This window comes from Cobetia sp. 5-11-6-3, from assembly GCF_013374055.1.
GTDB lineage: Bacteria > Pseudomonadota > Gammaproteobacteria > Pseudomonadales > Halomonadaceae > Cobetia > Cobetia marina.
On the sequence record NZ_BLWJ01000005.1, the window covers coordinates 146,785 to 169,472 of the forward strand.

Here is a 22,688-nt window from a genome sequence, read left to right on the forward strand (position 1 = left end):
TTCAGTACATCAGAATTCGTCACCGGCCATATCTGGGTCATCGCGGAGAGCTTCCAGCACCTTGCGACGCAGGAACTGATCGGAGACGCTTGATACAGCGGCGCTGGCGTACATATCCACGTCATTCAGGCGTGGAGGGAGCGTCGCCTCATACAGAACGTTGTTGCCTTGGGTAATCCAGATGAGGCTGCCCCAGCGTGCCGAAGGGCGCTCGTGGATACTCAGAGAGGTGTTTCTCAGGGCTGGACTATCAAGGCGTTGCTGGCTGAATTGACGATAGAAGGTCTTGCCGATCATCGTCATGGTGCGATCTATCATCACTCCGTTCAGGCCATCACTGAGTCTGGCGCGAGGCCGCTGGATGGCGACCCCATCGTGGCCATCCGACCGAGCCTCGCTGCCTTCGCTGGCAACCGAGACTTCTGATTTCACCGCCTCCGGCGCTGATTGCGCGAAGGCATGCGATATCAAGGAAAGTGCCAGTCCCCATGCGAAGGCATGGTGGGCAACCATGCCTCCGAGGCTCACGACATCTGCACTCGTCTAGCGATACGCGGTGTGCGTGACACTGGCATGGCAAGGTTCTGGCGAGCCCAGTTCATGGCCTGGATGCGATTGTGCACCTTGATCTTGCGGAAGATGTTGTAGAGGTGTGACTTGACCGTATGTTCGCTGACGAACAGCTGGTCTGCTATCTCGGTATTGGAGGCTCCCGTGCCCAGCAGGCCGATGATCTCTACTTCGCGTTGCGTCAGACCGCAGACGGGGCGATAGGCGTTCAGCTGCTGACGACGATAGAAGTCCAACAAGCGAGTCATCAGCGGGCGGGACATCCACATGTCGCCTTCCAGCAATTTCGCGATTCCCTTGCTGATCAGCGACAGACTGTCCTGACGATAGAAGACACCTTGCAGGTGCGTGCTGACCAGCAGGCTTGCGGCCTCTTCCTCATCACTGATGTTGATCGCTGCCAGCTCGGCACTGGCATCCTGACTGGCATCAGCATCCCAGCGTTGCATCGTGGTCTCGTCGACGTGGTCGGTATCGAGAAGCACGATCGTCCTGTCTGCCTGCCCTGGGGTGTAATCCTCGTCGGGGCTTGCGGAAGCCACCTGACACTCAAGCTGCTGGCGAATGTAATCCATGAACAGCGCTGACTGCGGATTGCAGTCAGTCACCAGCAGCACCATTGCATTCCCTGTAATCATGGTGCGAGACCTCTGAGTTGTCTTACCGATTTTCTTAGCGGAGCCATTGCGAAAGTGGTTGGAGATGTTGCTGTGACGAGTGGCACTCCTCTGCGTCGGGCATTACGCATCGGGCACCCCCTTATAGTTGCCTGACAGGCATGATAAGGCAACCTAAGGTCATAACTTGCTAATCTGTTAGATTTGTTATTGCTAATTTTTCCTTGGCAGAAGCTGGAAAATAACAACGAAAACAGTACCTAATCCTCGACAGAGTTGTCTGTCATTTAGCCTTCATCCTGGTGAGTACAGTAAAAACCAGACCATTGCGTCTTCGGGATGAGGTCACTTGCTACCGTGAAGGTACCATAAGTCTGGTACCTTCGTGCATCGCTTTCATATCGTTGTGTAATAGGTCTTGTCTTTTTGTAACTGAAGGGTGCGGCCGTGACTGGAAAGCGACGCACTCTGCCAGGATTTCAGAACTAGATCACTCGAATGGAGTGCTTACTACCTGCAAGAGCCCTGCAGGAGTGCTGGTAGTCCCTGTGTGATGCGTCGGTCTGGCCTACGCCAGTCGCTCGTATCAGATCGCCCCGAATTTCAGGTTTCCGGGTTCGGTGTTCGATGGGGGGCGTGCTGCGGGAGGTAGAGATTGAGATGCTCGTGCGCCCACTCGATGGCCTGATGCCGGTTGTGAACCCTGATTTTACGAAAGATATTATATAAATGAGACTTTACCGTGTGCTGACTGAGGTTCAAACGTTGAGCAATATCGACATTACTCTGTCGAGTGGCGATCAGGGATAATATTTCCAGTTCCCTTTGCGTCAATCCCATGACAGGTTGGAAGGCGATCTGTTGTTGTTGACGATAATGACGAATCAGCGATTGCATCAATTTTCGCGATAACCATATCTCCTCGTCCAGCATCGCCTTTATACCCTGACTTATCTGAGAAAGATTATCATGTCGGTAGAAGATGCCGTTCAAGGGAACATGCAAAAGCAGGGCGATGGCAGCGTCCTCATGCTCGACATTGAATGCGGCTGACCTGGAAAGCGAGCTCCAGTGGGTCATCTTCGCCAGGTCGCATTGTGCGCTGTCGATCAGCACCAGATTCGGCGTGGCAGGCGTGTCGGCCTCCCTGTCGCAGGCTTCCACGGAGCATTGAAGCTGTTCATGCAGATAATCGACAAACAGCTCAGTCTGTGGAGACAAGGCGGTCACGAACAGGACTTTGGTCGTTTGCATGGGGCACTCCTGCCGTGGTGTCAGAACCTGATGGAACGGTGACAGACCGAAGGATGTAGTGCTTGCCAGGTCAGCGAGTCATCACTCTCAGTCTAGACAAGCGTGATGAGGCAATGCCGTCCTTGGATAGTGCCAGATGGCATAAGAACCTCTTCTTGTTATTCTTTGAATTAGCCCTTTGGGATCAGTGGGTTGGGAGGAGCCCTGGGTAGGTGTCAGTCTTGGTGGGTAACAGGCATAGTGAAATCCCGTGTTGGGATGAGTGGAGATTGGTAAGCCATCGAGCATCCGGGGGCAGACGAGCTCAAGTGAGCCGGGTGATTTTCGTGAGGCTTCAATACCAGTTTGCTCAGTCAGAATGAAAGCTGCCCCGCGTGTACCTATCGGACTCACACGATAGAATGTGTCTTGTACCCTCTGCCTGTTTTCATGATGTTCTCGCAGGGTCGCACGTTTCTTCTGACACCACCCCCGGAGATGTTCATGTCTGCCTCATCACTTGTGCTGGCCAGTGGCAATGCTGGCAAGCTGCGGGAATTCGCTCGCTTGCTGGCTCCACTGGGTATTGCCCCGATTCCTCAGAGCCAGTTGGGTGTCAGTGATGCCGAAGAGACCGGGTTGACCTTCGTCGAGAATGCCTTGATCAAGGCGCGTCATGCCGCCGCCATCACCGGTCTTCCGGCACTGGCCGATGATTCGGGGATCGAGGTCGATGCGCTGGACGGCGAGCCCGGTATCTACTCGGCACGTTTCGCCTCGCGTCGTCAGCAAGGCCAGGGAGATCAGGACAACAATGCGGCCTTGCTGTCAGCGCTGGAAGGTGTGCCGGAGGAGGCGCGTACGGCGCGCTACTGGTGTGTGCTGGTCTACCTTCGGCATGCGGCAGACCCTGTCCCCATCATCGTGCAGGCCAGCTGGGAGGGCCGGGTGCTGACCGCTCCGAGTGGTGATGGCGGTTTCGGCTATGACCCCCTCTTCTGGTTGCCAGAGCAGGGCATGAGTGCGGCACAGCTTGAGGCATCCACCAAGAATCGACTCAGTCACCGGGGCCGTGCCATGCAGCAGCTGCTTCAAGCATTGACCGCTGCAAGTGAGAGCGCTTGATGTCCGTCGAGTCGTTGCCGCCGTTATCCCTCTATATTCATGTGCCGTGGTGCGTGCGCAAATGCCCTTACTGTGATTTCAATTCCCATGGTGTGGGCCGCGATGCCCATCTGCCGGAGGTGGAGTACATCACGGCACTGCTGGCGGATCTGGACCAGGATCTCCAATGCCTCCAGGGGCAGCCTGAGCGTGAACTGCAAAGCATCTTCATCGGTGGCGGGACCCCGAGCCTGCTGAGCGGGCAGGCCTACCAGCGGCTGTTCGATGGCATTCGCGAGCGCGTGGCACTGTCCGAGGGATGCGAGATCACGCTGGAGGCCAATCCCGGCACGCTGGAACAAGGCCGCTTCGCTGCCTATCGCGCTGCCGGCATCAATCGGCTGTCCATCGGGGTACAGACCTTCCAGTCGGAACAGCTCAGCGTACTGGGGCGTATCCACTCCGCACAGGAGGCCGAACGAGCGGTTGCCAGCGCACGTGCCGCCGGTTTCGACAACTTCAACATCGACCTGATGCATGGCCTGCCGGGACAGACATTGGAAACGGCGCTGGATGACATCCAGCGCGCACTGGCGCTCAAGCCCACTCATCTCTCGTGGTATCAACTGACGCTGGAGCCCAATACCGAGTTCTACTCGCGCCCCCCGGTGCTGCCGGAAGATGATCTGCTGTGGGACATTCAGGATCATGGTCACGAGATGCTGGAAAGCGGCGGATTCCGTCGCTATGAAATTTCCGCCTACGCCCTTGAGGGGCGAGGGGCACGCCACAACCTGAACTACTGGAAATTCGGAGATTATCTCGGCATCGGTGCGGGCGCGCACGGCAAGCTGACGCTGGCGAAGACGGACAGCAGCGGGAACTTCACTGGCGAGCTGCAGCTCCAGCGACGCTGGAAGAGCCGGCAGCCCCAGGCCTATCTGCGTCGCATGCAGGACCCGCGTGGCTTCATTGCCGGTCAGCAGGAGATCGCCCCGGAAGAGCTGGCACTCGAGTTCATGATGAATGCGCTGCGTCTGACGGATGGCGTCAGCTTCGAGGAGATGCGCCGCACGACCGGGCTTGAGCGCGAGGCCTTGGAGCCGGGGCTGAGTCTGGCGCGCGCGCGCGGGCTTATCGTTGAGGATGACGCGCTGTTGCGTGCCTCGCCGCAGGGCTTATTGTTCCTCAATGACCTGCTGGCCATGTTCGACACCTGAACGATCAGGCATGATCACACCAGAATGTGGCACTACGCCGATGTCGTCTTGCCATCCATGAGAGTGAAGATAGGGAGCGTTACCATGAAGAAGTCCGTACTCCTGGCCCTGCCGCTGGCAGCTGCCGTCGCGATGGCGGGTTGCACCACGACCAACCCGTATACCAATGAGCAGCAGACCTCCAGTACGGCCAAGGGTGCCGGTATCGGGGCTGTCGTTGGTGCCATCGCCGGGGCGACCAAGAGTGGCAACCATCGTCTCGACAAGGCGCTGATCGGCGCGGCAGCCGGCGCGGCAGCCGGTGGTGGCATCGGGTATTACATGGATGTCCAGGAAGCCAAGCTGCGTGATCAGCTGCAGGGCACCGGCGTCAGCGTGACCCGTGTCGGCGATCAGATCATCCTCAACATGCCGTCCAACGTCACCTTCGGTTCCGATTCCAGCACTCTGTCCGGCCAGATTCAGCCGGTCATGGATGGTGTGATCACGGTCCTCAAGGAATATGACGAGACTCGCGTCAACATCGCGGGCTATACCGATTCTACCGGTGCCAGCAACTACAACCAGAATCTGTCCGAGCTGCGTGCCCAGGCGGTCGGCAACTATCTGGCCAGTGGTGGCATCGCCTTCAATCGTCTGAACATGCGTGGTTATGGCGAAGCCAGCCCGGTGGCATCGAATGATACCCAGTCCGGTCGTGCACAGAACCGTCGCGTCGAGATCACTCTGACTCCGCTGGAAAGCTGAGTCTCAGCCAGCTGTCCTGACGGCAGCGGGTCGCATCGATGTTTCAGACAAGGCCTGCGCTTCGGCGTGGGCCTTGTCGTCTGTGAAGGACGGCTTTTGGGGTGACAAGTGACCATCTCTGCTATCCTTCAGCCCCTTCAGCGGTCTTCATCCATCGGTCACTTTGGCTGAAGCCACCGCCCCCAGATTTCTGTCCAGCCGGCATCATGCCGCTGACATCGCCGTATCAAGGAGGCGCATTTGCTCGCCTATCAGCACGCCTATCACGCCGGCAACTTCGCCGATCTCCACAAACACCTGCTGGCCAATACGCTCGCCGAGCATCTATTACGTAAAGAGTCGCCTGTTACGTTCATCGATACCCATGCCGGACGCGGCTGGTATCCCCTGGCGGCACGTGAAACAGAGCAATTGCGCGAGTATGAGCAGGGCGTGTTGCCAGTGTGGCAGGTGCGCGATCGCTGGCTGACGGACGCGGGCGAACCTGCCCCAGGTGCAACGGACAAGCCACTGGCACGCTGGTTGGCCAGGCTGGCCGACATGCAGCCCGAGAGTGGCAAGGGAGCGCCGTCCACGTTGAGCGTCTATCCCGGTTCGCCCTGGTGGTTGAGCCAGGCGTTGCGTCAGGGGGACAGGCTGCTCGCGTATGAACTGCATCCGGGTGAGATCTACCACTTCGACCAGGCGCCGGTGCAGCGTGACAGTCTTGGCAAGGTGATGCGCCGCCAGCAGGACGGGCTGTCTGGCCTGTTGGCAGCAGTGCCGGTCACCACGCCGCGTGTCGCGGTGCTGATCGACCCCAGTTACGAGCTCAAGAACGATTACCGTGATGTGGCGGATGTCGTGGTCGAGACGCTGCGCAAGTCTCGCCATGCCACCATCATGATCTGGTACCCGCTGCTGCCGGCCGGTCGTCAGCATGACCTGCTCGAGCGCCTCAAGAAGCAGTCGCCCGCGCCGATGTGGCGCAGCGAGCTGGTGATTGACTCGCCCGAGGGCGATCACGGCATGTATGGCTCTGGCATGCTGGTGATCAATCCTCCGTGGCAGTTCGATCGTCAGTTCTCTGCTGCCATGCAGGAGGTGGTCGAGGTGCTCAAGGGCGCATTGCCGGCTCCGCAGTCCGTTGCCGTCGAGCACAAGGGCCTGTGGTGGTTGTCGGAAGAGGTCGCACGAGCGCGCAGCGAACCCAAGCCGATGCCGCGCGAGCGGCTGCTGGCGCTGCGCAAACTCAACCAGAAGGTCAAGCGCGACGCCGACGTGGAAGTGACCCAGGCCAAGCCCAAGCGTGAGAAGCTCAAGCGCGGAGAAGGCTGGGCCAAGCCGCGCGTCCGCAATGACAGCGCGACGCCCAAGGCTAGGGGCAAGCGTCATTCCGCGACGGCCAAGCCGAAGACCAGCATCAAGGCGCAGATCAAGGACCAGCTGCATGGGCATTCCGCCCCCAGTGAGAAGCGGGTCAGCGAAAAGCCCGCCGAGCGCAAGTCGACGTCACGCCCCGAGCCGGCACAACCGCGTGGCAAGGGCGAGATGGCGGGCAAGGCTGCAGGCAAGGATTCTGCCAGCTGGAGCGACTGGTCTTCCAGCATGCCGGGCAAGGGGCGCCGTGAAGGCTCCACTCGCGTCAGCAAGCGCAGTACGCCGGCGATTGGCCGCGATGGTCAGGTCAATTCTTCCAGCACCACCAAGTTGCCCAGGAAGTATGCCTCCAGGCAGCGTCCTGAAGACACCAGCGACGTCGGCAAGCCGCTGGATGCCCGTGAGGCGCGTGCCCTGCGTGAGAAGCAGGAACACAATGCCATGAAGGGCAAGGCGACCAAGGGAAGCCCCGACAAGGGGCAGGGCAGCAAGCCGCGCGGTCCGCGCAAGCCCTGAAGGCCGGCGTGAGAGCTGAAGGCGGAAGCCTGCCACTCAGGCTTCGCAGAATAGACGCCCCCACAGGCTTCGCCTGTGGGGGCGTCTTGCGTGATCCAGTTCATGTTCACATGAATGATCAAGGCGACGCCTCGCGTCAGTGGGGAATATCTTCCTGCCAGAGGCGCTGGTAGAGGCCGGGCGTCGTCATCAATTCTTCGTGTGACCCCAGCTGCGTGACGCGCCCCTGTTCCAGCACCAGCAATCGATCTGCGTCCCGCACCGTGGCCAGACGATGTGCCACCACGATCAGGGTCACCTCGCCGCGCAACTCCTGCAGCGCCTGCTGCAGCAGCGCCTCGGTATGGCTGTCGATGCTGGCGGTGGCCTCATCCAGCAGCAGGACGCGTGGGGTGGCCACCAGAGCACGGCCGAGCGCCAGCAACTGCCGCTCCCCGGTGGAAAGGCTCAGGCCTCGCTCGCCCAGCAGCGTGTCGAGGCCCTCCGGCAGTCCGCGGATCAGCGGCGTCAGGTGTGCCTTGTCCAGCACCATGTCCAGCCGTGAATCGCTGATCTCGCGTCCCAGCAGCAGGTTGTCGCGCAATGTCGTGGCACGGATGAAGGGCTCCTGGGGAACGATGGCGATGGCCGCTGCGCGTTGGTGTGCTGACCACTCTCCCAGTGGCCGTCCATCCAGCCGGAGTTGCTCGCGGTGAGCCGGGCGCTGACCACTGAGCAGGTCGAGCAGTGTGGACTTGCCACTGCCGGTCGGGCCGACGACCCCCAGAAATTCACCACTTTCGATCGTGAGCGTGATGCCATCCAGCGCAGGGGTTTCTGCTCCCTGGTGCCAGTGATTCAGATGCTCGAGCTGATAGTGACCACTCGCCAACGTCGTGATGGCATCTGTCTCACTCGCTCGTGCTGATGCCGGCGTGGAGGAGGGGGCAGCCTTTGCCCCGGACTCCGTCATCGTCCCCGGCGCTTCCCCTTCCCGTGGAGTCTCCAGCACTTCTTCCAGACGTCCAGCGGCTACCAGCGCTGACTGGAAGACCTGCAGGCGTTGGGTAATCTCGATCAGCGGTTCGCTGATGCGCCCCAGCCAGGCGATGAAGGCATACAGCACGCCCAGCTCAGCGCCTCCGCCCAGTTCACGCAGCCCGAAGACCGCGACCAGTGTCAGCGTGATCAGCATGGCCATCAGGTCGATGGCGGAACGCAGCAACAGGCCCGAGACGCGTACCGTGCGCATGCGCGCTGAATATTGCGCGAGATTGAGGCGATGATAGCGCTCGCCGAAGCGCGTCGTCTGGTGGCTGGCCTGCAGGACACTCATCCCGCCGATCGCCTCGGCGATACGTGCATTCTGAAAGGCGCGCAGTCGGCGTACTTCACTGGCAGCACGACCGGAGAAACGCTGATAGAGCCAGATCAAGCCGACGGAAAGCGGAATCAGTGCCATCGCGATGAGCGCGAGGGTGCCATCCATCAACGCCATGGCGGACAGTATGCCAATCAGCAGCACCACGTTGCCGACCAGCGTGGCCAGTACTCCGACATACAGCTCCTTCAGGGACTCGGTATCGTTGGTCACGCGTGCCACCAGTTCACCGGCCGCCAGAGTGTCCAATGTCGTCAGTGGCTGATGGAGCAGGTGAGTGAAGACTCGCTCACGCAGATCGCGCACGCTGGCGAGTGCCAGGCGTGCGAAGCGCAGTTGCTGCAGATAGCGCCCGGCGGCAGCCCCACCCTGGGTGATCAGGTACAGACCCATCAGCCCTGCCAGCGCCTCGGGGGCCAGATTGCCGGGAATCAGGTGCTCATCCAGGTAACGCTGTGTCAGCCACGGGCCGAGGACGTCCAGCGCCGTGGCAACGATCAGGATCGACAGCGCGCGCAGGACATCCCCCAGGCGCTGCCTCAGCGGTTGCCACAGCAGTATCAGGCGACGACGGCTGAGCAAGCGTGATGCCACGGGAGCCTCGGATTGCGTGTGACTCATGAGCGCACTCCCTGCGGTGCATCGCTGTCCCGGTCTGCCTGCTGGGCCTGCCAGAGTCGCCAGTAGGCGCCACGTGCCTCGAGCAGCGTCTGGTGATTGCCCTGTTCGAGAATGCGCCCGTCCTCGAGGACCAGAATGCGCTGACAGCGCTGGACGGCTGACAGACGATGACTATTGATGATCAGCGTGCGCTGTCGTCCCTGGCGCTCAGAGTGTTGCAGACGTGCCAGCGTGGTCAGCAGGGTGCGCTCGGTGACCTGATCCACGGCGGACAGGGTGTCATCCAGCAGTAGGATGGGAGCCTCGGTGAGCAGACTGCGCGCCAGTGCCAAGCGTTGACGCTGGCCGCCGGAGAGCGTGATGCCACGCTCGCCGATCATGGTATCGAGCCCGGCGGGAAGACGCGCGAGATCATTGTCGAAGGCGGCGGCGCTCAACGCCTGGTGTATTCGCGCATGGCTGGCCTCGGGACACGCGAGGGCGACATTGTCGGCCACCGAGAGCGCAAACAGGAAGGGATCCTGCGGGACGAGCGAGAACTGGCCACGCCATGCGCGAAGTGTGTACTCACTTGCGGGGTGACCTCCCAGTGTCAGCGTTCCCTGGTCGTCTGACAGCGGCCAGCTGCGAGACAGCAGGCGCAGTAGCGTGGACTTGCCGCTGCCGGTTGCACCGACGATTCCCAGGCTTTCCCCTGCCGCCACCTCAAGCGAGAGCGGTCCAAGAGCACGCTGCTGGCTTCCGGGGTAGTGGAATTCCTTGATCTCAAGGCGGAGTGAGTGGTCGCTTACTTCATCCCGTGTGCCGGTATCCTGCAGCGCTTCCGGGGCCGCATGGAAGATGGCCAGGCGACGAGCGGCCGCCGCACCACGCTGCAGGATGTTCAGGCACCAGCCGAGCGCGAACATCGGCCAGATCAACTGGGCGAGATAGAGCGAGAAGCTGGTCAGTTGTCCAAGCGTGATGGCCTCCTGGAGATAGCGCCAGCTGCCGATGCCCAGCGTCAACAAGGTGGCCATCGAGAGCGAGAGAAACACCACGGGGCTGAAGGCGGCCTCGAGTGTCTGGACGCGATAATCCACGCGTTCGGCGGCCGCGGCGCGTTTCGAGAAGGCGCGGGCTTCGTCATCGAGCAGCGCATGACTCCTGAGCATGCGAATGCCGGCGAAGGCTTCCTGGGTCTGGTCGTTGAGGTCCGAGAAGCGTTCCAGCGATTCGCGAAAACGCAGTCCGATACGTCGGGAGATTCGGGCAAAGGCCCAGGCCATGAAGGGGAACGGCAGCAAGGCAAGCAATGTCAGCGGCACATCGATCGCGAACAGCATGATGCCCAGCACCAGTACGAAGGTCATGGCGCCATCGACGCTGGACAGCACACCTTCTGCGGCGGCCATCTCCACGGCATCGATGTCCTGACTGGCGTGCGCCATCAGGTCTCCGGTGCGATGACGCTGATAGAAGCCGGGGTCCAGGCGTGTCAGCTTGGCGTGAAAGGCATCACGCTGCTCCGTCCCCAGCCGATAGGCGGTCCCGAACAGCGCCACGCGCCAGGCATAGCGCAGGGCGTAGAGCGCGAGGCCCGCTGCCACCAGCCACCACAGGCGGGTCAGCAGGGCATCATGATCCAGACTGCCATCACGCAGGGCATCGATGGTGGCGCCGATGGCCCACGGCAGCAGCAGATTCAGCCCCGCGACCCCGATCAGGAACGCGATGGCCAGCAGGTAGCGGGGCCAGTGGCGGGTGAAGAAATCGAGCAGCAGATGTCGCAATGGGGCCTCGGGAAGAGGCCCTGTGCTCAGCTCGGCGGCGGGGTTCGGCGGGAGTGAGGTGCTGGAGTCACGGGACTCGCGATGGGGATCCTGCGGCCTTTTCGATGTTGCGCGTCCCGCCATGTCGACTCCCTGTCTGCCCCTGCCCATCTTCGCCACTCGGAGATGTTCGGCAGAGGCAGTATAACGAGAGTCTGTCCGCCAGACGCAAGCGCTGGCGGCGGGAGGCTTTCGGGAGGAGAAGGTCAGTCCGGCGGGATCACTTGCCGATGCAGAAGCTGCCGAAGATTTCCCCGAGCAGATCATCGGCCGAGAATTCACCGGTGATCTCGGACAGCGCCATCTGGGCAGCACGCAGGTCTTCGGCCAGCAGCTCCCCCGCCGCGGCGCCAAGCAGCTGGGCCTCGCCGTTGTCGAGAGACTCGCCGGCACGCTCCAGCGCATCCAGGTGACGACGGCGGGCGCTGAAGCGACCTTCGGCCGTGCCGGTGAAGCCCATGATGTCCTTGAGGTGATCACGCAAGGCATCCAGGCCCTGATTGTCGCGCGCCGAGATGCGCACCACGCTGGCCTGATGACGCGCCTGCTCGGCATCGCCATCCTCGATGGCAGTGACGTTGGTCAACCCGGGCGTCTCGCCGCTGGTGTCGATCTTGTTGCGGACCAGCGTCAGGCGTGACGGATCCGGCAGGCGTGCGACGAATTCCGGCCAGATCTCCATCGGGTCGGTGGCTGACGTGGTCGCGGCATCGACCAGCAACAGGACGCGATCCGCCTTCTCGATCTCGTCCCAGGCGCGCTGCACGCCGATGCGCTCGACGGCGTCCGGGGTATCTCGCAGGCCAGCGGTATCGATGACATGCAGTGGCATGCCGTCGAGGTGGATGTGCTCACGTAGCACGTCGCGCGTGGTGCCTTCGATGTCGGTGACGATGGCGGTGTCCTGCTCAGTCAGCGCATTGAGCAGGCTCGACTTGCCGGCATTGGGGCGGCCGGCGATCACCACCGTCATGCCCTCGCGCATCAGGGCACCCTGGTTGGCGGCGGCGCGCACGCCCATCAGCTCGGCCTTGACCTCATTGAGGCGCGCCGCGACATGCCCGTCGGCCAGGAAGTCGATTTCCTCTTCCGGGAAATCGATGGCGGCCTCGACGTAGATGCGCAGCTCGATCAGGCGCTGTACCAGCGCACTGACACGCGTCGAGAACTCGCCCTTGAGCGAACGCAGCGCATTCTCGGCCGCCGCGCGTGAGCTGGCATCGATCAGGTCGGCGATGGCCTCGGCCTGGGCGAGATCCAGCTTGTCGTTCAGGAAGGCACGCTCACTGAACTCACCGGGGCGTGCCAGGCGTGCGCCCAGCTGCACGCAGCGCTCCAGCAGCAGATCCATGATCACCGGGCCACCATGCCCCTGCAGTTCCAGCACATCCTCGCCGGTGAAGGAATTCGGGCCCTTGAAGTAGAGCGCGATGCCTTCGTCGAGGGCGATGGGGTTGCCCTGGGTGTCCAGTCCCATGAACGGGCCATAGTGGGCATGACGCGGCGGGGGGCACTGGCCCAGCATGGCCTGGGCGATGGCCTGGCAGGCCGGCCCGGAGACACGGATGATGCCGACGCCACCACGGCCGGGCGGAGTGGCCAGTGCCGCGATGGAGTCAGGCTGGTAGGCGGTAGACATGCAGAAACCTCGGGCACGAAGCCGGAATGAAGGTGTAGGGGATGGGCGCTATTGTCGCGGCTGACGCCCCGCGACAGCAAGCGAGGGTGTGTCCGGAAGCATCAGCTGGCAGCAGGGCGGTCACGATCGCTCGAGAAAACAGAGGCCTGAAACGCCACGACCCCCGCCAGAGGCGAGGGTCGTGGGTGAGTCATGTCAGGCGAACCTGAAAGGCATCATGCGCCTTTCTTGGTCGGCTCGGCATTCTCGATCTGACGGGTGATGACGTACTGCTGAGCGATCGACAGCGTGTTGTTGACGATCCAGTACAGCACCAGACCAGCCGGGAACCACAGGAAGAAGAAGGTGAAGACGATGGGCAGCATCTTCATGATCTTCGCCTGGGTGGGGTCCGGAGGCGTCGGGTTCAGCAGCTGCTGGATGAACATCGTGAGACCCATGACGATGGGCAGGATGAACAGCGGATCCTTCACGGAAAGATCCTGAATCCACAGCATGAACGGCGCGTGACGCAGTTCGACGGACTCCATCAGCATCCAGTAAAGGGCGATGAAGACCGGCATCTGGATCACGATCGGCAGACAGCCGCCCAGCGGATTGATCTTCTCCGTCTGGTAGAACTTCATCATCTCCTGGGAGACCTTCTGGCGGTCGCTGCCGTACTTCTCCTTGATGCGCTGCATCTCGGGGCCCATCTTGCGCATCTTGGCCATCGAGCGGTATGCGGTCGCGGAGAGCGGGAACAGCACGACCTTCACCAGCACGGTCAGCAGGATGATGGAGGCACCCCAGTTGCCGACCAGCGCGTGGATGTGCTCCAGCAGCCAGAACAGCGGATTGGCCAGGAACCACAGCCAACCGAAGTCGACCACCAGTTCCAGATAGGGCGCGGTCGCTTCCAGCTGGTCCTGATCCTTCGGTCCGACGTACAGGGTGGCACCGAGCTCAGCCTGCTGACCGGCCGCGACCTGGGTGGTCGGGCTGGCGAAGGCCGCCACGTTGCGGTTCTGCTTGTCGACGCTGGTGTAGTACAGATTCTTCTGATTGTCAGCCGGCACCCAGGCAGACACGAAGTAGTGCTGGATCATGGAGACCCAGCCACCCTGGATGTCGACATTCTTGAAGCTGCCGTCCTGGATATCTTCGAAATCCACCTTCTGGTAGTGGTTCTCTTCTGACGAGAAGGCCGCACCCAGATAGGACTTCATGCCCATGCCGCCACCGGTGGACGGATCGGCACTGTTGTCGCGAGCCAGCTGACCGATGAAGCGTGCACCGACCGGTTGCTGGGACTGGTTGTCCAGCAGATAGTCAACCTTGAGCTGGTAGCTGTCCTTGCTGACGGTGAAGCGCTTGATGATCGCGACGCCGTTGACGTCGGCCTTCAGGTCCACCTGCAGGCTATCGTCATTCTCGCCCATGAGGTAGCTGTTGCTATCGGCGGAGAAGGCGATACGTCCCTTGTGACCATCCAGCTGCAGGCCGGACTTGGCCACGTAGCTGCGTGACTGATTGTCAGACAGCAGGACGAAGGGGGCTTCAGAGGTGTTGTTCTGCTTGTGCTCGAGCAGGGCGGCATAGACGACGTCGCCACCCTGCGGGTCGATACGCAGGTCCAGCACGTCGCTCTTGACTTCGATCAGGCTGTTGCTCGGAGTACTGGTCGCACTGTCCGGCGTTGCAAGACCGGTATCGCCGCTGGAAGCATTGCTGCTGCTCGGAGCCTCAAGGCCCTGGGCAGTGGCGTTGGCAGCCTGAGAGGCCACCTGGGGAGCCTGTGTCTCTGCAGCGGGCTGGTCGTAATCCTTGTTCCACTGGACGACCAGCAGATAGGCGACAACCGCAAGCGGAATCACGAGGAGTAATCGTTTGACATCCATTGTGTATACCCGGTGGAGGGTGAATCAATCTGGCGGGAGTCAGATGAGTCCGGGTACGAACGGTGGGGCGCATAACGAAAAAAACGCCACATGCCGGACGCACCGGAGAGGTGTCGCGTCAGGCAGGTGGCGTTGACTTGGCCGCTTTCAGACGTCTGGCATCCTTCTCCAGACGAGCCCACATGCCGTCAAGCTGGCGATGCAGTGTCTCGTTGTCCAGCTCGTTCACACCTCGCTTGGCCAATACGACGATGTCGACGGCCGGAAGGCGATGCTGGCGGAGGCGAATGGATTCGCGTGTCAGACGTTTGAGGCGGTTGCGATCTACGGCACGGCGCACGTTCTTCTTGCTGAACACCAACCCCAGGCGGGCATGTCCCAGGTCGTTCGGACACGCCAGAGCCAGAAGCCCCTTGCCGTGTACCTTGAGGGTGGTGTGATCGAAGACGTGCCGGTAATCCCCGGCAGTCAGCAAGCGAAGCTGCCGGGGAAATCCCTGACGGGACATCCGGGCCTCGATCAGGCGCTCAGACGCTTACGGCCTTTCGCACGACGACGCTGGATGACCTCACGGCCACCTTTGGTCGCCATACGAGCACGGAAACCGTGTGTGCGCTTGCGCTTCAGGACGCTCGGCTGAAATGTGCGTTTCATAGCTGCTTCTTCCCACGTGGTTGTTTGGAAAAGGTCAACGAATGTTGCCCTGTATCCACATGAGGACAGGGCAGATTGGTCAGGGGCAGGGATTCTAGTGAATCTGCAAGTCGCTTGCAATGTCGCGTGAGAAGTTGTCCACAGCCGTTTCCCGACATTTCACTGCTGATTCGTGCCACGCCGCCCGTCAGCTGGCGTTTCTCACGGCTATCGAGCCAGCCACGGAGCACGTGTGCAGGGCCAAAAAAATCTTTGTCGAGAAAGGAGAGGAGAAACTGCGCCTCATGCTGACCGAGGGGAAGACTTGCGAAGGGGGGGGGCGGCGACTCGAGCATCGGGTCCCGCTCTTTCGGGGGATAGCCCCTGCCTCCCGGGCTGTCTTGCCCGACCAGCAAATGACAGATTCGCGGCAGGAAAGCACCGGTGGATAACCTTGCCTGTGCGTGCGTCGCCACCTCCTCGAGAGGGAAAGCGCATTCCCGAGCAAGGCCCTCGCTATCATTGCTACAGAAAGGTAGTTCTGAATATACAGTAACTATAAAGGAGGGAAGATTCTGTGGATAACCTGTTTTTGTCGAAGAAGTTCAATCTACTGCCCTCAGGATATCCCTGATGATAAAGGGTGAAGAACCTGAGTTCAGCCTGTGCATGACACTGTGCATAAGTATCGCCTTATCCCCAGCGGTCCAGATGGCCTCCATCACTCCCCAGAATGTCCAGATGGCAGAAGAATCTTGATACCCAGGTTGTCCACAGTGGATTTCCCTGCCGATGTCGTGTGGATAACTCGTGGCTTGGCCTATACAATGGCCGCCCCTTTGATCACTGGATGTGAGGTCGCGTGTCGCTCGCACTTTGGCAACAATGTCTTGACGCCCTGCAAGACGAGCTGAATTCACAGCAGTTCAACACCTGGGTTCGTCCCTTGCAGGCTGAGGAAGGTGACGGCGGAGAGCTGTGCCTGCTCGCCCCCAATCGCTTCGTACGCGACTGGGTCAATGACAAGTACCTCAAGCGGATTCATGAGCTTCTGCGTGAGCTTGCTCCGGGCAAGCCGCCCAAGGTCGAGCTCAGCGTGGGAAGCCGCCGCACGGTCTCCAATCCGCGGCCAGAGGGGGCATCGACTTCATCGGTGTCCGCTCAGGCCCCTGCGCCCGGCCAGATGCCGAGCCCGCGTGCGCCGTCAGTGCATACGCCCCCGCGTGGCAATTACGCAGAAGAGCGTGAGATGGCGGGTGACGGTGCGCAGGAGGCGGCACCGCGTCGCAATGCGCGGCAGGTGCAGGTAGAAGGCAGTCTCAAGCATTCCAGTGGCTTGAATCCGAACTTCACCTTCGAAACCTTCGTCGAAGGCAAGTCCAACCAGCTGGCGCGTGCCGCCTCCCGTCAGGTCTCCGAGAACCCGGGTGGCGCCTACAACCCGCTGTTCCTCTATGGTGGCGTCGGTCTGGGCAAGACCCACCTGATGCATGCGGTGGGCAATCATCTGGCCAAGCAGGGTGGCGAGAATGCCAAGGTGGTCTATCTGCACTCCGAGCGCTTCGTGGCTGACATGGTCAAGGCGCTGCAGCTCAATGCCATCAATGACTTCAAGCGTTTCTACCGCTCGGTGGATGCGCTGTTGATCGATGACATCCAGTTCTTTGCCGGCAAGGAGCGTTCTCAGGAAGAGTTCTTCCATACCTTCAATGCCTTGCTGGAAGGGGGGCAGCAGATGATCCTGACCTCGGATCGCTATCCGAAGGAGATCAATGGTGTCGAAGAGCGCCTGAAGTCCCGCTTCGGTTGGGGGCTGACAGTGGCCATCGAGCCGCCGGAGCTTGAGACTCGTGTCGCGATCCTGATGAAGAAGGCGGACCAGGCGAAGGTCGACCTGCCTCATGATGCCGCCTTCTTCATTGCCCAGAAGATCCGTTCCAACGTGCGTGAGCTCGAGGGTGCCCTGAAAAAGGTCATCGCGGACTCCCATTTCATGGGGCGTGCGATCAACCAGGACTTCATCCGTGAATCCCTGAAGGATCTGCTGGCATTGCAGGACAAGCAGGTGGGTGTGGACAATATCCAGCGCACCGTGGCCGAGTATTACAAGATCAAGATTTCCGATCTGCATTCCAAGCGTCGCTCGCGCTCGGTGGCACGTCCGCGTCAGGTCGCCATGGCACTTGCCAAGGAGCTGACCAATCACAGCTTGCCGGAAATCGGCGATGCCTTCGGTGGACGCGACCACACGACAGTGCTGCATGCCTGCCGCAAGGTGGCCTCACTGCGCGAAGAGAACGCCGACATTCGCGAAGACTACAAGAATCTGCTGCGTCTTCTGACCAGCTGATTCAGTTGCCACGCAGCGCCGAGAGGGTGAGGTCAACCTGTCCGGCGCTTAGTGCACCGGGCCCTGTCGTGCGACGGCCCGGAATATTTGATGAGTGTGTGCTGGTCACCGGCAAGCACTTCTCCCGTTTCCAGAGAGTGGAGTCTCCATGAAATTTGCCATTTCGCGTGAAGCCCTGCTGCGCCCGCTGTCCCTGGTGGCGGGTGTGGTCGAGCGTCGTCAAACCCTGCCGGTGCTGTCCAACGTGTTGCTGGAGGTATCTGATCAGCAACTGTCATTGACGGGGACCGACCTGGAGGTCGAGCTGATCGGGCGTGTCGAGCCCAGCCGTGTCGATGAGCCGGGTTCCGCGACGGTACCAGCGCGCAAGTTGATGGATATCTGCAAGTCGCTGCCGGAAGGCAGCGAGATCATCCTGGCGCTCGAGGAAGGCCGTGCCATCCTGCGCAGTGGTCGTTCACGCTTCACGCTCTCGACGCTGCCGGTCGCGGAATTCCCCAACATCGATGATGGTCAGGGTGATATCACCATCAGCCTGCCGCGCGGCACGCTCAAGCATCTGATCGATGCCACTTCCTTTGCCATGGCGCAGCAGGATGTCCGTTATTATCTCAACGGCATGCTGCTGGAACTGACCAGCAATCTGGTGCGCACCGTGGCCACTGATGGACACCGCCTGGCGGTATGTGAGCAGGCCGCTGACATCAGTGTTGCCGAGTCCCAGAAGCTGATCATTCCCCGCAAGGGCATTCTGGAACTGACGCGTCTGCTGGACGGCAGCAATGAGCCGCTGACGCTCACCGTCAGCGGGACTCACGTCCGGGCGCAGACCGGCGACTTCACCTTCACTTCCAAGCTGGTGGACGGCAAGTTCCCGGATTACGAGCGTGTCGTGCCGCGTGGCGGTGACAAGGTCATCGTGGCGGAGCGTGCCGAGCTGCGACAGGTACTGTCACGTACCGCGATTCTTTCCAACGAGAAGTATCGTGGTGTCCGCCTGTACCTGGAGGCCGGCAATCTGCGCGTGCTGGCCAACAACCCGGAGCAGGAAGAAGCCGAAGAGAACATCGCACTGGATTATCAAGGCGGTGGTCTGGAGATCGGCTTCAATGTCGGCTACCTGATCGACGTTCTGGGCGTGCTGGATTCGGATCGTGTCCAGTTGACGCTTTCCGATGCCAACAGCTCTGCACTGCTGGAAGAGCCGGGCGGCGGTGATGCGCGTTACGTAGTCATGCCGATGCGTCTGTAATAGTGTAAAATCGTTAAAAATCATGTGCTTGATTCGTAATTATCGTAAAGTCTTCGCGAGTTTCTTCAACACATGACCGACGACACCCGCCATCCTCTCCCGTGAGGTGGCGGGTGTCGTCACATTCAGGGCCAAGAGATGATGGCACGGCAAACATCGTGTCGATCACAGGCTGAACGTGCATATCGTCTTCGTTTTCTTCATTTGTCCTGACTGAGGTCGCCATGGCGCTTGAACGTCTGCAATTCCAGAACCTGCGTAACCTTGCGCCTGTCGATATCGCGCCGGGTCCGAGGGTCAATCTGGTGAGCGGCGCCAACGGCAGCGGGAAATCGAGCCTGCTGGAAGGTGTGCATGTGCTGGGACTGGCACGTTCCTTCCGCACCCACAAGCTGAAGCATGCCATCGCGCACGATACGCCCGGCATGACGCTGTTCGGTCGGTTGGCAGGGGATCCCCCTCGCCCGCTGGGAGTGCGCCGTGAGCAGGCTGCAGATGGCCTCGAGATGCGACTGGATGGAGAGAAGGTCGAGCGTGTGGCGCAGCTGGCGCAGGCGCTTCCCTTGCAGCTGATCAATCCGGATGCATTCCGGCTGCTGGAAGGCTCGCCATCGGCACGCCGCGAGTTTCTCGATTGGGGCGTGTTTCACGTGAAACATGATTTCTTCGATGTCTGGCAGCGGGTTCGCCGTGCGCTCAAACATCGGAACGCGCTACTCAGACATGGTAAGATGGACGTTCAGGCATTGAACGTCTGGGATCGTGAGTTTGCTCATTGGAGTGAGCGTCTCGATGCCCTGCGCATGGAATATATGCAAGCGCTGGCCCCCCTGTTTCAGGCAACTCTCGCTGAGCTGATCGAGCTGCCGGATCTCAGTCTGCGTTATCAACGTGGCTGGGATGCGAAGCGCTCTCTAGGAGAGGTGCTGGCAGCAGGGCGTGACAGCGATAGCCACATGGGGTTTACCCAGACCGGACCGCAGCGCGCTGATCTACGCATTCGTCTCGGGCGCCGCCCTGCGGTAGAGGTGCTGTCCCGTGGCCAGCAGAAATTGGTCGTCAGCGCACTCAAGCTGGCCCAGGGGCGGTTGCTTGAGGAAATGAACGGACGTACCTGTGTTTATCTGATCGACGACCTGCCGGCAGAACTGGATGGCGAACATCGCCGACTCTTCTGCCAGTTGCTGGCCAGCCTCGAGTGTCAGGTCTTCGTGACCTGTGTCGAACCCGAAGCATTGGATCGGGTCTGGCTGCCGGGCACGGATGTCAGAATGTTTCACGTGGAACACGGGCGACTGCACACGGAATGACTTCACGACGGAGAAGCCAATGAGCGAACAGGCTTACGACTCATCGAGCATCAAGGTCCTCAAGGGCCTGGATGCCGTACGCAAGCGCCCCGGGATGTACATCGGCGATACCGATGATGGCACGGGGCTGCATCACATGGTGTTCGAGCTGGTGGATAATTCCATCGACGAGGCGCTGGCAGGGCACTGTAGCGAAGTCCGCGTGGTCATCCACGCCGATGAGTCGGTCTCCGTCAGCGACAACGGCCGTGGCGTGCCGACCGAGATTCATGAGGAAGAGGGCGTCAGCGCAGCTGAGGTCATCATGACGGTGCTGCATGCTGGTGGTAAGTTCGATGACAATTCCTACAAGGTCTCCGGCGGCCTGCATGGCGTTGGCGTATCCGTCGTCAACGCGCTGTCCGAAGAGCTGAAGCTGACCATCTGGCGTCAGGGCAAGGTCCATGAGCAGATCTATCGTCACGGCGTGCCAGAGGCCCCGTTGGCAGTGGTCGGCAACACCGAGAAGTCCGGCACCCTGGTGCGCTTCAAGCCCTCACCGCTGACGTTCGGCAACATCGCGTTTCACTACGAGATTCTGGCCAAGCGTCTGCGGGAACTCTCCTTCCTGAATTCAGGTGTGGCGATTCGTCTGATCGACGAGCGTAGCGGCAAGGAAGAGCTCTTCCACTATGAGGGCGGTCTCAAGGCGTTCGTGGATCATCTCAACACCAACAAGGCAGCCTTGAATCCGGTGTTCCATTTTGAAATGGAGCGCGAGGACGGTATCGGTGTCGAGGTGGCGATGCAGTGGAATGATGCTTTCTCCGAGAACATCTTCTGCTACACCAACAATATCCCTCAGCGGGATGGCGGAACTCACCTGGCGGGCTTCCGTGCAGCCTTGACCCGTACCCTCAACAGCTACATCGAGGCGGAAGGGCTGCTCAAGAAGTCCAAGGTCGGCACCACCGGGGATGATGCCCGTGAAGGCCTGACCGCGATCATCTCGGTCAAGGTGCCGGATCCGAAGTTCTCCTCGCAGACCAAGGACAAGCTGGTGTCGTCCGAGGTCAAGACAGCGGTCGAGCAGGAAATGGGCCGTCTGTTCTCCGAGTACCTGATCGAGAAGCCCAACGAAGCCAAGGCCATCGTCAACAAGATGCTGGATGCGGCACGTGCGCGTGAAGCGGCGCGCAAGGCGCGCGACATGACGCGTCGCAAGGGTGCACTGGATATCGCGGGGCTGCCGGGCAAGCTGGCTGATTGCCAGGAGAAGGACCCGAGTCTTTCCGAACTGTATCTGGTCGAGGGTGATTCTGCCGGCGGTTCCGCCAAGCAGGGTCGTGATCGTCGTACCCAGGCGATCCTGCCGCTGAAGGGCAAGATCCTCAACGTCGAGAAGGCGCGCTTCGACAAGATGCTGTCATCTGCAGAAGTCGGCACGCTGATCACGGCGCTGGGCTGCGGTATTGGTCGGGAGGAGTTCAATCCTGACAAGCTGCGTTACCACTCCGTGATCATCATGACGGATGCTGACGTCGATGGTTCGCACATTCGCACGCTGCTGTTGACCTTCTTCTTCCGTCAGATGCCGGAGCTGATCGAGCGTGGTCATATCTTCATCGCGCAGCCACCGCTCTACAAGATCAAGCGTGGCAAGCACGAGCAGTATCTGAAGGATGAGCAGGCGCTTCAGGATTACCTGACAGCCACGGCGCTGGACGGCGGCAAGCTGCACGTCAATGCCGATGCGCCGGGTATCGCTGGCGCTCAGCTCGAAGCACTGGTCAATCAGTATCGCGGCGTGATGAAGCGTATCGATCGTCTGGCGCGCGTCTATCCGTCTGCTGTGCTGCGCAAGATCGTGCACGCCCCGCATCTGGATGAGTCGGCACTGAAAGATGAAGCCATGGTGCAGGGCTGGATCGATGGTCTCCAGAAGGAAATGGATGACCTGATCGCCTATGAGGGCGGCCCGCACTACAGCTTCAGCCTCAGCCATGACAGTGAGCGCAACCTCTATCTGCCGGCAGTCACACTGACGGCGCACGGTGTCAGCAGTGACTATCTGTGGGACGTCGATTTCTTCAAGTCCGCGGACTACCGTGAGATCAGCGAGCTGGGCTCCATGCTGGAGGGTTTGCTAGAGGTCGGCAGCTATGTCTCACGCGGTGAGCGCAAGAAGGAGGTCGTCACCTTCTACGAGGCACTTGACTGGCTGATGAAGGAAGCGGCGCGTGGCTTCAGCATCCAGCGCTACAAGGGGCTGGGAGAAATGAATCCAGACCAGTTGTGGGAAACCACCATGGATCCGGAATCACGCCGCATGCTGCGTGTGACGGTCGAAGACGCGATCGGTGCCGATCAGATGTTCAACACCCTGATGGGAGATGAGGTCGAGCCGCGTCGTGACTTCATCGAGCGCTTCGCCCTGGTGGCCAATCTCGACGTCTGATGTCGTGATTGTCGCCAGCTGAAAAAAAG

At 60.7% G+C, this 22,688-nt stretch carries 17 protein-coding genes; 8 read left to right on the top strand and 9 right to left on the bottom strand.

Going from position 1 to position 22,688, the window contains the following annotated elements; all coding sequences use genetic code 11:
* Positions 1 to 9: 9 nt before the first annotated feature.
* The 3 genes from HXS66_RS17565 to HXS66_RS10390 all read right to left on the bottom strand — a co-directional run bounded on the left by HXS66_RS17565 (position 10) and on the right by HXS66_RS10390 (position 2,441).
* Complete coding sequence (locus HXS66_RS17565; protein WP_308478259.1) at positions 10 to 513, bottom strand: CsgE family curli-type amyloid fiber assembly protein; 504 nt, start codon at positions 511 to 513, stop codon at positions 10 to 12.
* A gap of 11 nt (positions 514 to 524) precedes the next feature.
* On the bottom strand, positions 525 to 1,208 hold the full coding sequence (locus HXS66_RS10385) for a LuxR C-terminal-related transcriptional regulator (RefSeq protein WP_176503505.1): 684 nt from the start codon (positions 1,206 to 1,208) through the stop codon (positions 525 to 527).
* A 582-nt stretch (positions 1,209 to 1,790) separates the two neighbouring features.
* Positions 1,791 to 2,441, bottom strand: coding sequence for a LuxR C-terminal-related transcriptional regulator (locus HXS66_RS10390; RefSeq protein ID WP_176503506.1), 651 nt, complete (start codon positions 2,439 to 2,441; stop codon positions 1,791 to 1,793).
* Positions 2,442 to 2,924: 483 nt separating this feature from the next.
* Between HXS66_RS10390 and rdgB the strand changes: the two genes are divergently transcribed.
* The 4 genes from rdgB (at position 2,925) to rlmJ (ending at position 7,366) form a co-directional block, all read left to right on the top strand.
* The gene (gene rdgB / locus HXS66_RS10395; RefSeq protein ID WP_077380010.1) at positions 2,925 to 3,545 is read left to right on the top strand and encodes an RdgB/HAM1 family non-canonical purine NTP pyrophosphatase; all 621 of its coding nucleotides are present in this window, start codon (positions 2,925 to 2,927) and stop codon (positions 3,543 to 3,545) included.
* Positions 3,545 to 4,744: a radical SAM family heme chaperone HemW gene (hemW, locus tag HXS66_RS10400; RefSeq protein ID WP_176503507.1), complete on the top strand. Its 1,200-nt coding sequence runs from the start codon at positions 3,545 to 3,547 to the stop codon at positions 4,742 to 4,744. The genes rdgB and hemW overlap by 1 nt, the downstream gene beginning before the upstream one ends.
* 84 nt (positions 4,745 to 4,828) lie before the next feature.
* Positions 4,829 to 5,491, top strand: a complete 663-nt coding sequence (locus HXS66_RS10405; RefSeq protein ID WP_077379755.1) for an OmpA family protein — start codon at positions 4,829 to 4,831, stop codon at positions 5,489 to 5,491.
* 240 nt (positions 5,492 to 5,731) lie between these two features.
* A complete protein-coding gene (gene rlmJ, locus HXS66_RS10410; RefSeq protein WP_176503508.1) occupies positions 5,732 to 7,366 on the top strand; it encodes a 23S rRNA (adenine(2030)-N(6))-methyltransferase RlmJ in 1,635 nt (544 codons plus the stop codon).
* Between the two features lie 136 nt (positions 7,367 to 7,502).
* Here rlmJ and HXS66_RS10415 read toward each other — a convergent pair whose 3' ends face one another.
* The 6 genes from HXS66_RS10415 to rpmH form a co-directional block, all read right to left on the bottom strand.
* The gene (locus tag HXS66_RS10415) at positions 7,503 to 9,347 is read right to left on the bottom strand and encodes an ABC transporter ATP-binding protein (protein ID WP_255303204.1); all 1,845 of its coding nucleotides are present in this window, start codon (positions 9,345 to 9,347) and stop codon (positions 7,503 to 7,505) included.
* Positions 9,344 to 11,119, bottom strand: coding sequence for an ABC transporter ATP-binding protein (locus HXS66_RS10420; protein ID WP_255303205.1), 1,776 nt, complete (start codon positions 11,117 to 11,119; stop codon positions 9,344 to 9,346). Before HXS66_RS10420 ends, HXS66_RS10415 begins: the two co-directional genes overlap by 4 nt.
* 259 nt (positions 11,120 to 11,378) lie before the next feature.
* Positions 11,379 to 12,797, bottom strand: coding sequence for a tRNA uridine-5-carboxymethylaminomethyl(34) synthesis GTPase MnmE (mnmE, locus tag HXS66_RS10425; protein WP_176503510.1), 1,419 nt, complete (start codon positions 12,795 to 12,797; stop codon positions 11,379 to 11,381).
* A 215-nt stretch (positions 12,798 to 13,012) separates the two neighbouring features.
* A complete protein-coding gene (gene yidC, locus HXS66_RS10430; protein ID WP_077379744.1) occupies positions 13,013 to 14,677 on the bottom strand; it encodes a membrane protein insertase YidC in 1,665 nt (554 codons plus the stop codon).
* 118 nt (positions 14,678 to 14,795) lie between these two features.
* Positions 14,796 to 15,185 (bottom strand): ribonuclease P protein component, encoded by a 390-nt coding sequence (gene rnpA / locus HXS66_RS10435; RefSeq protein WP_077379742.1) that lies wholly within the window; start codon positions 15,183 to 15,185, stop codon positions 14,796 to 14,798.
* An 11-nt stretch (positions 15,186 to 15,196) separates the two neighbouring features.
* Positions 15,197 to 15,331, bottom strand: coding sequence for a 50S ribosomal protein L34 (gene rpmH / locus HXS66_RS10440; protein WP_043331656.1), 135 nt, complete (start codon positions 15,329 to 15,331; stop codon positions 15,197 to 15,199).
* 841 nt (positions 15,332 to 16,172) lie between these two features.
* On the opposite strand from rpmH, the gene dnaA reads away from it, so the two are divergent.
* The 4 genes from dnaA to gyrB all read left to right on the top strand — a co-directional run bounded on the left by dnaA (position 16,173) and on the right by gyrB (position 22,659).
* Positions 16,173 to 17,660 carry a chromosomal replication initiator protein DnaA gene (dnaA, locus tag HXS66_RS10445; RefSeq protein ID WP_077379738.1) on the top strand — a complete coding sequence of 496 codons (1,488 nt, stop codon included), beginning with the start codon at positions 16,173 to 16,175 and terminating at the stop codon, positions 17,658 to 17,660.
* Positions 17,661 to 17,808: 148 nt separating this feature from the next.
* Positions 17,809 to 18,912 (top strand): DNA polymerase III subunit beta, encoded by a 1,104-nt coding sequence (gene dnaN / locus HXS66_RS10450; RefSeq protein WP_077379736.1) that lies wholly within the window; start codon positions 17,809 to 17,811, stop codon positions 18,910 to 18,912.
* 224 nt (positions 18,913 to 19,136) lie between these two features.
* Positions 19,137 to 20,222 carry a DNA replication/repair protein RecF gene (recF, locus tag HXS66_RS10455; protein WP_077379734.1) on the top strand — a complete coding sequence of 362 codons (1,086 nt, stop codon included), beginning with the start codon at positions 19,137 to 19,139 and terminating at the stop codon, positions 20,220 to 20,222.
* Positions 20,223 to 20,241: 19 nt separating this feature from the next.
* Complete coding sequence (gene gyrB / locus HXS66_RS10460) at positions 20,242 to 22,659, top strand: DNA topoisomerase (ATP-hydrolyzing) subunit B (protein ID WP_176503511.1); 2,418 nt, start codon at positions 20,242 to 20,244, stop codon at positions 22,657 to 22,659.
* Positions 22,660 to 22,688 lie beyond the last annotated feature (29 nt).